This window comes from Streptomyces sp. NPDC007971, from assembly GCF_042958635.1.
Lineage (GTDB): Bacteria > Actinomycetota > Actinomycetes > Streptomycetales > Streptomycetaceae > Streptomyces.
Genome location: NZ_JBIBJK010000008.1, coordinates 249,531 through 261,748, shown reverse-complemented (window position 1 = coordinate 261,748; position 12,218 = coordinate 249,531). Strand labels below are relative to the sequence as shown.

13 protein-coding genes are annotated in these 12,218 nt (G+C 71.9%); 5 read left to right on the top strand and 8 right to left on the bottom strand.

Annotated elements, in window-relative coordinates; all coding sequences use genetic code 11:
• Window positions 1-1,053: a glycosyl hydrolase family 18 protein gene (locus tag ACFZCP_RS19055; RefSeq protein WP_391428204.1), complete on the bottom strand. Its 1,053-nt coding sequence runs from the start codon at window positions 1,051-1,053 to the stop codon at window positions 1-3.
• 191 nt (window positions 1,054-1,244) lie between these two features.
• On the opposite strand from ACFZCP_RS19055, the gene ACFZCP_RS19050 reads away from it, so the two are divergent.
• Both ACFZCP_RS19050 and ACFZCP_RS19045 read left to right on the top strand, forming a co-directional pair.
• Window positions 1,245-2,255, top strand: coding sequence for an aldo/keto reductase (locus ACFZCP_RS19050; RefSeq protein WP_391428203.1), 1,011 nt, complete (start codon window positions 1,245-1,247; stop codon window positions 2,253-2,255).
• Between the two features lie 26 nt (window positions 2,256-2,281).
• On the top strand, window positions 2,282-2,872 hold the full coding sequence (locus tag ACFZCP_RS19045) for a TetR family transcriptional regulator (protein WP_362678608.1): 591 nt from the start codon (window positions 2,282-2,284) through the stop codon (window positions 2,870-2,872).
• Here ACFZCP_RS19045 and ACFZCP_RS19040 read toward each other — a convergent pair.
• From ACFZCP_RS19040 to ACFZCP_RS19030, 3 genes are all read right to left on the bottom strand, one after another.
• Window positions 2,859-3,263 (bottom strand): hypothetical protein, encoded by a 405-nt coding sequence (locus tag ACFZCP_RS19040; protein WP_391428202.1) that lies wholly within the window; start codon window positions 3,261-3,263, stop codon window positions 2,859-2,861. The genes ACFZCP_RS19045 and ACFZCP_RS19040 overlap by 14 nt on opposite strands.
• A 195-nt stretch (window positions 3,264-3,458) precedes the next feature.
• Complete coding sequence (locus ACFZCP_RS19035; RefSeq protein ID WP_391428201.1) at window positions 3,459-3,683, bottom strand: hypothetical protein; 225 nt, start codon at window positions 3,681-3,683, stop codon at window positions 3,459-3,461.
• Between the two features lie 103 nt (window positions 3,684-3,786).
• The gene (locus tag ACFZCP_RS19030; protein WP_391428200.1) at window positions 3,787-5,214 is read right to left on the bottom strand and encodes an MFS transporter; all 1,428 of its coding nucleotides are present in this window, start codon (window positions 5,212-5,214) and stop codon (window positions 3,787-3,789) included.
• A 193-nt stretch (window positions 5,215-5,407) separates the two neighbouring features.
• Between ACFZCP_RS19030 and ACFZCP_RS19025 the strand changes: the two genes are divergently transcribed.
• Both ACFZCP_RS19025 and ACFZCP_RS19020 read left to right on the top strand, forming a co-directional pair.
• Entirely contained in the window at window positions 5,408-6,031 is a 624-nt protein-coding gene (locus tag ACFZCP_RS19025; protein WP_391428199.1) for a histidine phosphatase family protein, read from the top strand.
• Window positions 6,032-6,277: 246 nt separating this feature from the next.
• On the top strand, window positions 6,278-7,162 hold the full coding sequence (locus tag ACFZCP_RS19020) for a helix-turn-helix domain-containing protein (RefSeq protein WP_391428198.1): 885 nt from the start codon (window positions 6,278-6,280) through the stop codon (window positions 7,160-7,162).
• A 104-nt stretch (window positions 7,163-7,266) separates the two neighbouring features.
• Here the strand turns inward: ACFZCP_RS19020 and ACFZCP_RS19015 are convergent, their stop codons facing one another.
• From ACFZCP_RS19015 to ACFZCP_RS19000, 4 genes are all read right to left on the bottom strand, one after another.
• Window positions 7,267-7,635: a nitrile hydratase accessory protein gene (locus tag ACFZCP_RS19015; protein ID WP_391428197.1), complete on the bottom strand. Its 369-nt coding sequence runs from the start codon at window positions 7,633-7,635 to the stop codon at window positions 7,267-7,269.
• Window positions 7,632-8,234, bottom strand: a complete 603-nt coding sequence (nthA, locus tag ACFZCP_RS19010) for a nitrile hydratase subunit alpha (RefSeq protein ID WP_391428196.1) — start codon at window positions 8,232-8,234, stop codon at window positions 7,632-7,634. The genes ACFZCP_RS19015 and nthA overlap by 4 nt, the downstream gene beginning before the upstream one ends.
• A complete protein-coding gene (gene nthB / locus ACFZCP_RS19005; RefSeq protein ID WP_391428195.1) occupies window positions 8,234-8,902 on the bottom strand; it encodes a nitrile hydratase subunit beta in 669 nt (222 codons plus the stop codon). The genes nthA and nthB overlap by 1 nt, the downstream gene beginning before the upstream one ends.
• Window positions 8,903-9,000: 98 nt before the next feature.
• A complete protein-coding gene (locus ACFZCP_RS19000; protein WP_391428194.1) occupies window positions 9,001-10,443 on the bottom strand; it encodes a DHA2 family efflux MFS transporter permease subunit in 1,443 nt (480 codons plus the stop codon).
• Between the two features lie 382 nt (window positions 10,444-10,825).
• On the opposite strand from ACFZCP_RS19000, the gene dusB reads away from it, so the two are divergent.
• A complete protein-coding gene (gene dusB / locus ACFZCP_RS18995; RefSeq protein WP_391428193.1) occupies window positions 10,826-11,983 on the top strand; it encodes a tRNA dihydrouridine synthase DusB in 1,158 nt (385 codons plus the stop codon).
• Window positions 11,984-12,218 lie beyond the last annotated feature (235 nt).

The window sequence follows — 12,218 nt, the reverse complement described above, 5'->3', positions numbered from 1 at the left end:
TCAACGCCCTTGCAGCGCCTTGACGTTGTCGCCGAAGGTCCAGTTCTTCGAGCCGTCCCAGTTGACCGACCAGGTCATCAGGCCCTTGAGCGAGCTGCCGTAGTGCTTCCAGGCCTGGGAGACCAGTGCGGGCGACATGTAGCCGCCGCCCGCGCCCGGCTGCGCGGGCAGGCCCGGCACCTGCTTGTCGTACGGCACCCGGATCGTCGTGCCCTGCACCACCAGGCCCTTGTCGAGGCAGTCGGTCTGTGCGGTGAAGCCGGCCACCGTGCCCGCCGAGTAGGAGTCGCCGGAGCAGCCGTACATGCTGCCGTTGTAGTACTGCATGTTCAGCCACCACAGGCGGCCGTTGTCCGCGTACTTCTTGATGACGGGCAGGTACGCGCCCCAGATCGAGCCGTAGGTGATGCTGCCGCCGGTGACGTACGCGGTCTCCGGGGCCATGGTCAGGCCGAAGCCGGAGGGCATCTGGGCCAGGATGCCGTCGATGATGCGGATCAGGTTGGCCTGGGACGCGGAGGGCCGGGTGATGTCCCCGCTGCCCGTCAGGCCGGTCTCGATGTCGATGTCGATGCCGTCGAAGTTGTACTTCTTCAGGATGGGGACGACGGTCGCGACGAACCGGTCGGCGACGGCGGAGGAGTTCAGGTCGATACCGGCCGCCGCACCGCCGATGGAGAGCAGGATCGTCTGGCCGGACGCCTTGGCCGCGCACATCTCGGCGGGCGTGGCCACCTTCACGCCGCTGTCCATGCCGTCCTCCCACAGGGCCGTGCCGTCCGAGCGGATGACCGGGAACGCCGCGTCGATCACGTTGTAGCCGTGCGCGGGGATGCGGGAGTCGGTGATCGGGGTCCAGCCGAAGGGCGGGTGGACGCCGTTGGCGGAGCCGTCCCAGTTCTCCCAGTAGCCCTGGAGCACCTTGCCGGCCGGCCGTGACTTCACGGCACAGGTGTCGGCGGCCGAGGCGGTGGGGGCGGTGGCGATCGCGAGCGGGGCGAGGACGGCCGTGGTGAGTGCGGCGGTGAGCAGGCGCAGCGTACGGCGGAGCATGCGGAGCCTCCCGGTGGGGGTGCGGTGAGGTGTCGTAGGCATGACAGTGCGTTGCTCATGACAGTGCATGTGGTCCAGACCTCTCGTCAATAGGTCTGGACCAAGCCGTTCGCGAGGTCGATCAGGTACGGCTGACAAGTATGGACTGACAGATATTGAAATCTGTCACCTGTCATGGCAGGGTGAAGGACATGACGATGCGAACCCGAACCCTCGGAACCACCGGCCCCCAGGTCTCCGCCCTCGGCCTCGGCTGCATGGGCATGTCCGCCCTGTACGGCGACGCCGACCGCGCCGAGTCCGTCGCGACCATTCACGCCGCCCTGGAGGCGGGCGTGACCCTCCTGGACACCGGCGACTTCTACGCCATGGGCCACAACGAGATGCTGATCGGCGAGGCCCTGCGCGGCGCGCCCGCCGCCCGCCGCGAACAGGCGCTGGTCAGCGTGAAGTTCGGCGCCCTGCGCGACCCGGACGGCGGCTGGAGCGGCTACGACGGCCGTCCCGCCGCCGTGAAGAACTTCGCCGCCTACTCCCTCCAGCGCCTCGGCGTCGACCACATCGACGTCTACCGGATCGCCCGCCTCGACCCGGACGTGCCGGTCGAGGAGACCGTCGGCGCGATCGCCGAGCTGATCGAGAAGGGGTACGTCCGGCACATCGGCCTGAGCGAGGTCGGCGCCGAGACCATCCGCCGGGCCGCCGCCACCGCGCCCGTCGCGGACCTCCAGATCGAGTACTCGCTCATCTCCCGCGGCATCGAGCGGTCGATCCTGCCGACCACCCGTGAGCTGGGCATCTCCGTCACCGCGTACGGCGTCCTGTCCCGCGGCCTGATCTCCGGGCACTTCGCCCGCGACCGGCAGCTCGCCGCGAACGACTTCCGTGCGTACTCGCCCCGCTTCCAGGGCGACAACCTCCAGCGCAACCTCGACCTCGTCGACGCGCTCCGCAAGATCGCCGAGGAGAAGGGCGTCACCGTCGCACAGACCGCCATCGCCTGGGTGCTCTCCCGCGGCGAGGACATCGTGCCGCTCGTCGGCGCCCGCACCCGCGAGCGGCTGACCGAGTCGCTGGGCGCGCTGGACGTGACCCTCGACGAGGCCGACCTGGCGGCGATCGAGCAGGCCGTGCCGGCGGACGCGGCGGCCGGCGACCGCTATCCGACCGCGGCCATGGCCCACCTCGACAGCGAGCGCTGACCATGACGCCGGGTACGGTCTAGGGCATGGCACCGCCCACCGAGACCCTGACCGCCGAGCGCATCCTCGAAGCGACCGAGGAGGTGCTGCGCCGCCACGGCCCGGCCAAGGCCACCGTGGTCGACGTGGCCCGCGCGCTCGGCGTCAGCCACGGCAGCGTCTACCGGCACTTCCGTACCAAGGCGGTGCTGCGCGAGGCCGTGACCAAGCGGTGGCTGGACCGGACGTCGGAGAAACTGGCCGTCATCGTCGCCGGGGACGGCACTCCCGAGGAGCGGCTGCGGGCCTGGCTCGCCGCCCTGTTCGAGGCCAAGCGGCACAAGGCCGGTGACGACCCCGAACTGTTCGCCACCTACACGGTGCTCACCGACGAGAACGTCACGGCGGTCGGCGAGCACCTCGCCGACCTGATCGCCCAGCTGACCCGGATCATCGAGGCGGGAGCCGGGTCGGGTGCGTTCACGGTGCCCGACCCGGCCGCCGCGGCCCGGGCCGTCTTCCACGCCACCGGCCGCTTCCACGACCCCTGCTACGCCCGCGAGTGGCAGCAGCCCGGCATCCAGGAGGAGTTCGAGGAGGTCGTGGACCTGCTGGTGCGCGGGCTCACTTCACCTTGACCGTCACGGTGGGCGAGTAGACCTTTCCGGACGAGTTCGCGCCCGCGATCCGCAGATGCTCGGTGCCCTTGGTGTTGAGCTTGGCGATCAGGGCGTACGCGCTGCCCTTCTTGACCTTGGTGGTCGCCCTCAACGAGGTCCACTTGCCGGACTTCTCGTGCTGGAGCACGAGCGGGGTGCCGACCTTCAGGCCCTTGGTGCGTCCGACGAACGCCACCTTGTCACCGGCGTTCACCGATGTCTTGTCGGCCTTGACCGTGATCGAGGCCATGGCGTTGCCGGGGCTGCTGCCGGCGGCGAGGGCTCCGGCCGTCCCGCCGGAGAGCAGCGCCACGGAGAGGGCACCGGCGCCGAGCGCGCGCAGGCAGTGGTGGCGGAGTACGGAGGTCATGTGTGTCTCCCGTCCTGTCGCTCGATGGACCCTCCCAGGCTGGCGTCCGGTCGCGGACCCGGCCACTCGGGACAGGCCGGAAAAGCCTTGCGCTCAGGTAAAAGCCGCAGGTCAGAGCGGTTGGTGGGCGTCTGTAAGCTCACCGTTCCCTTTCGGCGCCGCCCGGCCGGTAGAACGAACGGGCCTCAGTGGGCGTCAGCGGGACGGCTGCCGGGTGGCCGCCGGATCCACCGTCGCCTGATGGGCCTCGGCCAGGTGCTCCTCCGCCTTCAGCCAGGGCAGGAACTGGGCCCCCTTGCGCCAGCCGCAGGTGTCGCAGTGGATCGTGCGCTGTACGCCCGCGCGCCGCACCCGGACCACGTGCTCCCGGCCGTGCTGGTCCCAACGGCTGACCTTGCTCGTGCTGTTGTCCTGCGGCATGACGCCTCCCCGCGTCCGGCACACCCGACCGCAAGGAGTGTGCAGCAGGAGCAACATCAAGAGGGGGGCATTAACGGCGTGTTGGCCAAGCCGTGTCCTCGGCTCAGCCGACCGTGCGGGGCAGCCGCAGACTCAGCAGCCCGGTCAGGACGATCCCGGCCAGCTGCACCAGCAGCGTGACGACCAGCGCGTCCCGCATGCCCTGGTGCGGGACCAGCGAGAGGAAGAGGGTGCCGAGGGTGGCCACACCCAGGGCCAGCGCGGACTGCTGGGTGGTCACCATCACACCGCTGCCGACACCCGCCCGGGCCGGCGGCACCTCGGACATCACGATCCGGAACATGTTGGGGAGCTGGAGCGCCTGCCCGGCCCCGGCGACGGCGGCCCCCGGCAGCAGCGAGGCGAAGCCCAGGTGCGGCCAGGTGCGCCAGGCGGCCAGGACGACCAACAGGACGCCGACGCCCTGCAGGACGGAACCGACGGCGACCACCCGGGTGCCGTACCGGGCGATCAGCCGCGGTCCGGCCAGGGAGACGAAGAGGAACGTGACGGCCATCGGCGTCAGCGCGAGCCCCGCGGGTACCGGCCCGAGCCCGGCGCCCCGCTGCAGCGCCAGCGCGATCACGAACATGAACCCGCTGAAGCCGATCGAGAACGGCAGTATCAGCACGAGCCCGCGCCGCAGCGACGCCACCGCGAACAGGCTCGGCGGCACCAGCGGAGTCCGGCCCTGCCGGTCCGCCCGCCGCTCCACCGCGTAGAACGCGCCCGCGGCGAAGGGGAACGCGGCAAGCGACAGCCACGTCCACAGCGGCCAGCCCGTCGCCCGGCCCTCGGTGAGCGGGGCGAGCAGCGTCAGCAGGGACACGGCGAGCAGGATCGTGCCGGGGACGTCGACGGGTTCCGGGTGCTGCGAGCGGGTCTCCGGCACGAACCGCACGGCCAGCACCAGCCCCACCAGGACGACCGGCACGTTGACCAGGAAGATCGCCCGCCACCCGCTGCCGGCCACATCGGCGGCGACCAGCACACCGCCCAGGATCTGTCCCGCCACCATCGACAGCCCGGCCGTCGCGCCGTACAGGCTCATGGCCCGGGCCCGGCGGGGCCCGCTCGTGGCGGCCTGGATGGTGGCGAGCACCTGCGGCAGCATGGCCGCGGCCGACGCCCCCTGCACGACCCGCGCCGTGACCAGACTCCAGGCGCCCGGGGCCAGACCGCAGGCCAGCGAGGTCACCCCGAAGGCGGCCATACCGGCGAGGAACAGCCGGCGCCGCCCGAACAGGTCCCCGAGCCGCCCGCCGAGCACGAGCAGCACGGCGTAGGCGACCCCGTATCCGGCCACGACCAGCTCCAGCACGGCCTCGCCCGCCGAGAGATCGGCACCGATGGCCGGCAGGGCGACATTGACGATGAAGAAGTCGACCAGCGGCAGCGCCGCGGCCAGCAGAACGGTGAACAGCCCCGGCCCGCTCAGCGCGGGCGTCGCCACCGGGGCACGCACAGCAGGAGTCGTAGCGATCTGTGTCATGCCCCCGAGCCTGCGCTCGTGCTCAGACGGGTACCAGAGTGTCCTGATCCTGGTAGCGGAACTACCTGGAAACAGGCTGCTCCTGGGTGTCCCGGGAGCCGGGCGCCCCGGTCGGGGCGGGCCCGGGAACCGATGCCGAGGAGGCGGCGTCTTGGGGGGAACAAGATCGACAACGAGCGCGGAGGAGTTCGACATGACCGGCACCGCCACCCGTTACCTCTATCTCGCGCGGCACGGGGAGGCGTCGCCGGACGAGAGCGGGCTGACGGAGAGCGGGCGCCGGCAGGCGACGCTTCTCGGGGAACGCCTGAGCGCCGTCCCCTTCGCGGCCGTCCACCACGGCCCGCTGCCCCGCGCGGAGCAGACCGCCCGCCTGATCGCGGACCGGCTCAAGGACGTTCCGGTGCATGTCTCGGACATCGCGGGTGACTACGTCCCCCATGTGCCCGGCAGGGACGAGCTCCCGGCGGAATCGGCGGACCTCTACCTCCGCTTCCTGGAGGGTGCCACCGCCGAGGAGCGGGAGCAGGGACCCGTGCTGGCCCGGCAGGCGCTGGATCTGTTCACCGGGCCGGCGGACGGCGAGGAGGACCGGCACGAACTGGTCGTCACCCACAACTTCCTTCTCGCCTGGCTCGTCCGGGACGCCATGTACGCGCCGAAGTGGCGCTGGCTCGGCCTCAACCACGCCAACGCCGCCCTCACGGTCATCCGCTACGCGCCGGGCCGGGCGCCCTCCGTCCTCGTCTCCAACGACATGCGGCATCTGCCCGCCGAACTGCGCTGGACCGGTTTTCCCGACGACCAGCACATCTGACCGGCCGCGCGGTCCCGGGCCGGCGAACCGGCACCGCGCCACCCCTGCGCGAAGGGACCCGCACCGCGCCACCCCCGTACGAGGCAACTCGCATCGCGCCGCCTCCGGGCGAGGGGACCCGCACCGCGCCACCCCCCTGCCCGAAGGGGCCCGCACCGTGCCTTCCTCCAGGCAGGTGGTCGAGCCTCCGTATCCTGGTACAAGGACCACCTGGAAACAGGATCCGCACGGCGGCACCCTGGAGAGATGACGACCATGGCCCAGGAGACCGGCGCCCCGGCGACGCGGGGCTCGGAGATCCGGCGGCACGAGCTGGCCGCCTTCCTGCGCAGCCGGCGCGAGCGCATCACGCCCGAGCAGGTGGGGCTGCCGCGCGGTGTGCGGCGCCGCACACCGGGGCTGCGCCGGGAGGAGGTCGCCCAGCTCTCCGCGGTCGGCGTCACCTGGTACACCTGGCTCGAACAGGCCCGCAACATCCAGGTCTCCGTGCAGGTCCTGGACGCCCTCGCCCGCACCCTGATGCTGGACGCCAGCGAGCGCGCCCACCTCTTCCGGCTGGCCGGGGCCGCCGATCCGACCCCCGCCGCGAGCTGCCCCAGCGTCACCCCGGCCCTGCGGGAGATGCTCCGCGGGCTGGAGCCGATCCCCGCCTGCATCCAGAACAGCCGGTACGACATCCTCGCCTACAACCGCACCTACGCCCGCCTGCTGGGCGACCTGGAGTCGGTCCCGCCGGAGGACCGCAACTGCATGCTCCTCGTGCACACCAACAGCGAATGGCGCGCGGCGATCGTGCACCTGGAGGACAGCATGCGCCTGATGGCCGCCCGGCTGCGCGCCTCCATGGCCGGCCACCTTGGCGAGCCCGCCTGGAAGATGCTGCTCAGGCGTCTGGAGGCCGAGTCCCCGGAGTTCCGCGAGAACTGGGAACGACACGAGGTCGTGGGCAACCGCACCAAGATCAAGGAGTTCCTCAACCCGTACGTGGGCCACCTGACCTTGGAACACACGGACCTGTGGCTGGGACCGGAGGCCGGGGCGCGGATGGTGACGTACACCCCCAAGAACGAGGAGACGCGCAGGCGCCTGGAGATGCTGCAGGAGCTGGCACAGGGGAGCCAGGTCCCTTAGGGCCTCTCTTGCGGGGCCTCTCCTTCGGAGCCTGCCGGGATCGCCATGAGGCGCCGTGACGTGAAGCCGGCCCGATCCGGAAGGGAGACCCCGGGCGCCGCCGGTCAGTGGCCGTGGGGGTGCTCGTGGCCGTGGTCGTCGCGGTGGTCGTGGCCCGGCGGGCGTCGCGCCAGCGCACGGGTGCGTGCGCTCACCTCGTCCGGGGAGACGACGCGCAGGCCGGCGAGCACGTCCTCCAGCGCGGCCAGCCAGAGTCGGTAGTACGGATACGGCTCGGCCCGGGCGGCAGAGGTCTCCCAGGCGGCGATCCGGGCGACCAGCGCGGCCTGGAACCGCGGCCAGGTGAAGGCGCCCGCCTCGTACAGGCTCACGGCCATGCCGAAGGCGCGGCTCTCCCAGGGCTCGGCGAACACCAGCTCGCCGTTGGACCGCGGTGGTGCGGCCGGGCCCCCGATGTCCAGCGGCGCGGTCACGGCGCCGCCACCCTGGCCACGCCGACCATCGCGTCCCGGGTCACCAGCGGCACGAGCTGTTCCTCGGTCAGATGCCCGGTGCCGGCCGGACGCTCGGGCAGGACCAGCCAGCGCACCTCGCTGGTGGAGTCGTGGACGGTGATCCGTACGTCGTCACCGAGTTCGAGTCCCATCTCGGACAGCACCGTGCGGGGCTCCTTGACCACGCGTGCGCGGTAGGCGGGGTCCTTGTACCAGCTGGGCGGCAGACCGAGCACCGGCCACGGGTAGCACGAACACAGGGTGCACACCACGACGTGGTGGGTGGTCGGGGTGTTCTCCACCACGACGATGTGTTCGCCCTGCGGCCCCGAGAAGCCGAGTTCCGCGATGGCCGCCGTGCCGTCGTCGAGCAGCCGCCGCCGGTACTCCGGGTCGGTCCAGGTCCTGGCGACGACCTTGGCGCCGTTGAGCGGGCCCACGTTGGTCTCGTAGGTGGCGATGAGCCCGTTCATCACCGCCGGGTCGATCAGGCCCCGCTCGGTGAGCAGCTGTTCGAGTGCCTCGGTGCGCAGGGCCACGGGAACGGACGCGTCCGGGCCGCCGTGGGCGGTGGTCATCAGGTGGTCTCCAGATAGCTCTCGTACATCTCCACGGTGAGCCCGAAGGGTTCGGCGCCGGGGCCCCACAGCTCGCGCGAGTCGAACCGCACCGAGTAGACGTGCTGCGGGTTCTCGCCCAGGAAGTGGGCGTTGGTGTCCGGCAGCACGGCAGCGGGCCGGACCGCCTCGACGGTGCCGGTGTGTCCCCGTGCGTAGCCCGGCAGCCGGGTGTGCCCCGGGACCGGCTCGCCCCTGGCCCGTACCCGCTCGCCCACGGCGAAGGCCGGCGTGGTGTCCACGGAGCGCAGCGAGCCCTCGGCGGCCGGCGTGTGGGCGGGTACGGAGGGCTCGGGGACCGGCGGCTCCCGGACACGCTCGCCGCGCAGGTTGCGGGTGCGGGCGCCGATCGCGCCCGGTGCCAGGACGGACCTCTCGGTGAGCATCAGCTCCGCGCCGTTGAGCCAGCGCCCGTAGTAGCCGTCGTCCAGGTAGGCGGCCCGGTCCAGGCGCTCCAGTGCGTGCCGGAAGGCGTCCGGGTTGATGCCGCCGCTCGCGATCCGGCTGGAGAGGATCGCCAGCGCGAAGGCCCGGCCCTGCCAGGGCTCCCCGAAGACCGGCTCGTCACGTCCGGGCGGACGAACGGGACCCCATCCCGAGGTGCCGCCCATATCGGCGATACCCTCCATGGCGCCACTTCCCGAATGGTTACAAAACGGACTCGACACCTGAATCGTATGTGCCAGGTGTCGTCCGCGCCGCGAGGGCGGCTCCCGCGGCGGGGCCGCTAGGAGGCCCCCACGACCTCCCGCACCTCGGGCGACGACAGGTTCTTTGCAGTGCGCTCGGCGGTCCGTCGCGCCCAGCGTCCGCTGGTGACCGCCCCGAGGACCAGAACGGCCAGGCCGCACCCCGTGAGGATCCACCACCCGGGCCGGGCGGCCGACACGAACGTCTCCCGGTACGACGACGAGCCCACCCCGGAAGCGAGTACGGCCCCCACGACCGCCACGCCCAGCGTCTGCCCCAGCTGCCGGCTCGTGGAGGCGACGGCGGCCGCGACCCCGGCCTGCGCCCTCGGCATCCCGGACACCGCCGTGTTGGTGATCGGCGCGTTCACGAACCCGAAGCCGATGCCGAACAGCACGTACCCCGCGAACAGCGTGGCGTTCGACGTCTCCGCCTCGAAGGCCGCGAACAGCACCCCGCTCGCGGTCATCGCGGTGCCGGCCACCAGCAGCGGCAGCCGCGGCCCCCGGCTCCCCACCAGCCGCCCGGACAGCGGTGCGCACAGGAACGTCGGCGCGGCCAGCGGCAGCATCCACAGGCCCGCGTGCCGGGCGTCCAGGCCGCGCACGTTCTGCAGGTACAGCGTGGACAGGAACAGGAAGCCGCCCAGCGCCGCGAATGCGCTGATCGCTATCGCGGTCGCGCCACTGAACGGCGCGGACCGGAAGAAGCGCAGGTCGATGAGGGGTTCGTCGCGCCGGGGCTCGTACCACAGCAGCCCCAGCAGGGCGGCGCACGCCACCGCGCCGAAGGGCAGGACCGTGCCGGGACCCGAGCTCGGTGCCTGGATGATCGCGTACGTCAGCGAGCCGAACAGGGCGATCACCAGCACCTGGCCCACCGGGTCGGGGCGGCGGGCCTTGGGCGCGCGGGACTCGGGGACGAAGCGCAGGGTGAGCAGCAGGGCCGCGAGGCCGACCGGGAGGTTGATCCAGAAGATCGAACGCCAGCCGACCGACTCCACGAGCAGGCCGCCGACCAGCGGGCCGGCCGCCATGGAGATGCCGACCACGGCGCCCCACACGCCGATGGCGCGGGCACGCTCACGCGGGTCGGTGAACGTGTTGGTGATGATCGACATGGCGACCGGGTTGAGCATCGAGCCGCCGACCGCCTGGACCATACGGAAGACGATCAGCAGCTCCAGACTCGGTGCGAGCGAGCACAGCAGCGAACCGATCGAGAAGACCACCAGACCGGCCATGAAGACCCGCTTGCGGCCGATGCGGTCGGCCGTCGAGCCCGCCAGCATCAGCAGCGAGGCCAGCACCAGCGTGTACGCGTCGATCGTCCACTGCAGGCCGGAGGTGGCGGCGTGCAGTTCGCGCTGCAGCGAGGGCAGCGCGACGTTCAGCACGGTGTTGTCGAGGCTCACGATGAGAAGGCTCATGCAGCAGATCGCGAGCACGAGCATGCGTCTGCGGTGGCTCAGCTCGGGCATGCATACCATCCTACGCCGATTTCAATAGTGTCTCTAACTAATGACTATTACATGGTCACGGCGATCGCAAGCCCGCGACCAGGCCCCAGCCGGGTACCCGGGCGGTGCTCGTCCGGGTACCGGAACCAACGGGAACCGGTGCATGACCCGTCCACGACCCGTACGCGGCCGGTCCATGACCCGTGCACGGCGGGGCGGCACCTGGACGCCGGGACCCTCGCACCCTGTGGCTGACCCCGCGGACACCGGCCCACCGGGTGGTCGCCCACGTCCCCGCCGACGGGGGCGGCGGGCGGCGGCCGGAGCGGCCGGCGGAGCTGTCCGGCGGGTGAGGGACAATGGTTCCTTGCCTCCTGCCGTACATCCGCCCCGGAGCCGTCTGATGACCCACCCGCTCTCCATCGGCCCGCACGCCGTCGTACCGCCTGTCGTGCTCGCACCCATGGCGGGGATCACCAACGCGCCCTTCCGCACCCTGTGCCGGGAGTTCAGCGGCGGCAAGGGCCTGTTCGTCAGCGAGATGATCACGACGCGGGCGCTGGTCGAGCGCAACGAGAAGACCATGCAGCTGATCCACTTCGACGCGACCGAGAAGCCGCGCTCGATCCAGCTGTACGGCGTCGACCCGGCGACCGTCGGCAAGGCCGTCCGCATGATCGCGGAGGAGGACCTGGCCGACCACATCGACCTGAACTTCGGCTGCCCGGTCCCCAAGGTCACGCGGAAGGGCGGCGGCTCGGCCCTCCCCTACAAGCGGAACCTGCTGCGCGCGATCCTGCGCGAGGCGGTCTCCGGCGCCGGCGACCTCCCGGTGACCATGAAGATGCGCAAGGGCATCGACGACGACCACATCACCTACCTGGACGCCGGCCGTATCGCCGTCGAGGAGGGCGTCACGGCGATCGCGCTGCACGGCCGCACCGCCGCCCAGCACTACGGCGGCACCGCCGACTGGGACGCCATCGCCCGCCTCAAGGAGCACGTGCCGGAGATCCCCGTGCTCGGCAACGGCGACATCTGGTCGGCCGAGGACGCGCTGCGGATGGTGCGGGAGACCGGCTGCGACGGGGTGGTCGTGGGCCGCGGCTGCCTCGGGCGGCCCTGGCTGTTCGCGGATCTGGTGGCGGCCTTCGAGGGGGGCACGGGAGCCCGTTCCGGAGGCACCGATGGAGGCGGTGCGCGGCCTTCGCTGCGCGAGGTCGCCGACGTCATGGTCCGGCATGCGACGCTGCTCGGAGAGTGGATCGGCGACGAGTCGCGGGGCGTCATCGACTTCCGCAAGCACGTCGCCTGGTACCTGAAGGGCTTCGCGGTCGGCTCCGAGATGCGCAAGCGGCTCGCGATCACCTCCTCGCTGGAGGAGCTGCGGGCCGGTCTCGACGAGCTCGACCTCGACCAGGCGTGGCCCGTCGGTGCTGATGGGCCGCGCGGGCGGACGTCGGGCAACAACCGGGTGGTGCTGCCGGACGGGTGGCTGAAGGATCCGTACGACTGTGCGGGCGTCGGTGAGGATGCGGAGCTCGACACGTCGGGCGGCTGAGGCGGTGGGGCTTCGCCCCGGGCCGCCGCGGGGCTCCGCCCCGGATCCGACCTGAGGCTCTGGTTCGGACCGCGCCCGGGGCTCCGGCCCGAGCCGGATCCTGGGGCTGCGCCCCGAAGCCTGCCAGGGGTTCCCGCCCCGAATCCGACCGGGGGTTCCCGCCCGGGCCAGGCCCGGGGCTCCGCCCCTGACCCTGCCCGGGGCTCCGCCCCTGACCCTGCCCGGGGCTCCGCCC

Bases quoted from the DNA above. Each gene is read 5' to 3' on its own strand.
- ACFZCP_RS19055 (WP_391428204.1), bottom strand. From the start codon at position 1,053: ATGCTCCGCCGTACGCTGCGCCTGCTCACCGCCGCACTCACCACGGCC.
- ACFZCP_RS19050 (WP_391428203.1), top strand. From the start codon at position 1,245: ATGACGATGCGAACCCGAACCCTCGGAACCACCGGCCCCCAGGTCTCC.
- ACFZCP_RS19045 (WP_362678608.1), top strand. From the start codon at position 2,282: ATGGCACCGCCCACCGAGACCCTGACCGCCGAGCGCATCCTCGAAGCG.
- ACFZCP_RS19040 (WP_391428202.1), bottom strand. From the start codon at position 3,263: ATGACCTCCGTACTCCGCCACCACTGCCTGCGCGCGCTCGGCGCCGGT.
- ACFZCP_RS19035 (WP_391428201.1), bottom strand. From the start codon at position 3,683: ATGCCGCAGGACAACAGCACGAGCAAGGTCAGCCGTTGGGACCAGCAC.
- ACFZCP_RS19030 (WP_391428200.1), bottom strand. From the start codon at position 5,214: ATGACACAGATCGCTACGACTCCTGCTGTGCGTGCCCCGGTGGCGACG.
- ACFZCP_RS19025 (WP_391428199.1), top strand. From the start codon at position 5,408: ATGACCGGCACCGCCACCCGTTACCTCTATCTCGCGCGGCACGGGGAG.
- ACFZCP_RS19020 (WP_391428198.1), top strand. From the start codon at position 6,278: ATGACGACCATGGCCCAGGAGACCGGCGCCCCGGCGACGCGGGGCTCG.
- nthA (WP_391428196.1), bottom strand. From the start codon at position 8,234: ATGACCACCGCCCACGGCGGCCCGGACGCGTCCGTTCCCGTGGCCCTG.
- nthB (WP_391428195.1), bottom strand. From the start codon at position 8,902: ATGGAGGGTATCGCCGATATGGGCGGCACCTCGGGATGGGGTCCCGTT.
- ACFZCP_RS19000 (WP_391428194.1), bottom strand. From the start codon at position 10,443: ATGCCCGAGCTGAGCCACCGCAGACGCATGCTCGTGCTCGCGATCTGC.
- dusB (WP_391428193.1), top strand. From the start codon at position 10,826: ATGACCCACCCGCTCTCCATCGGCCCGCACGCCGTCGTACCGCCTGTC.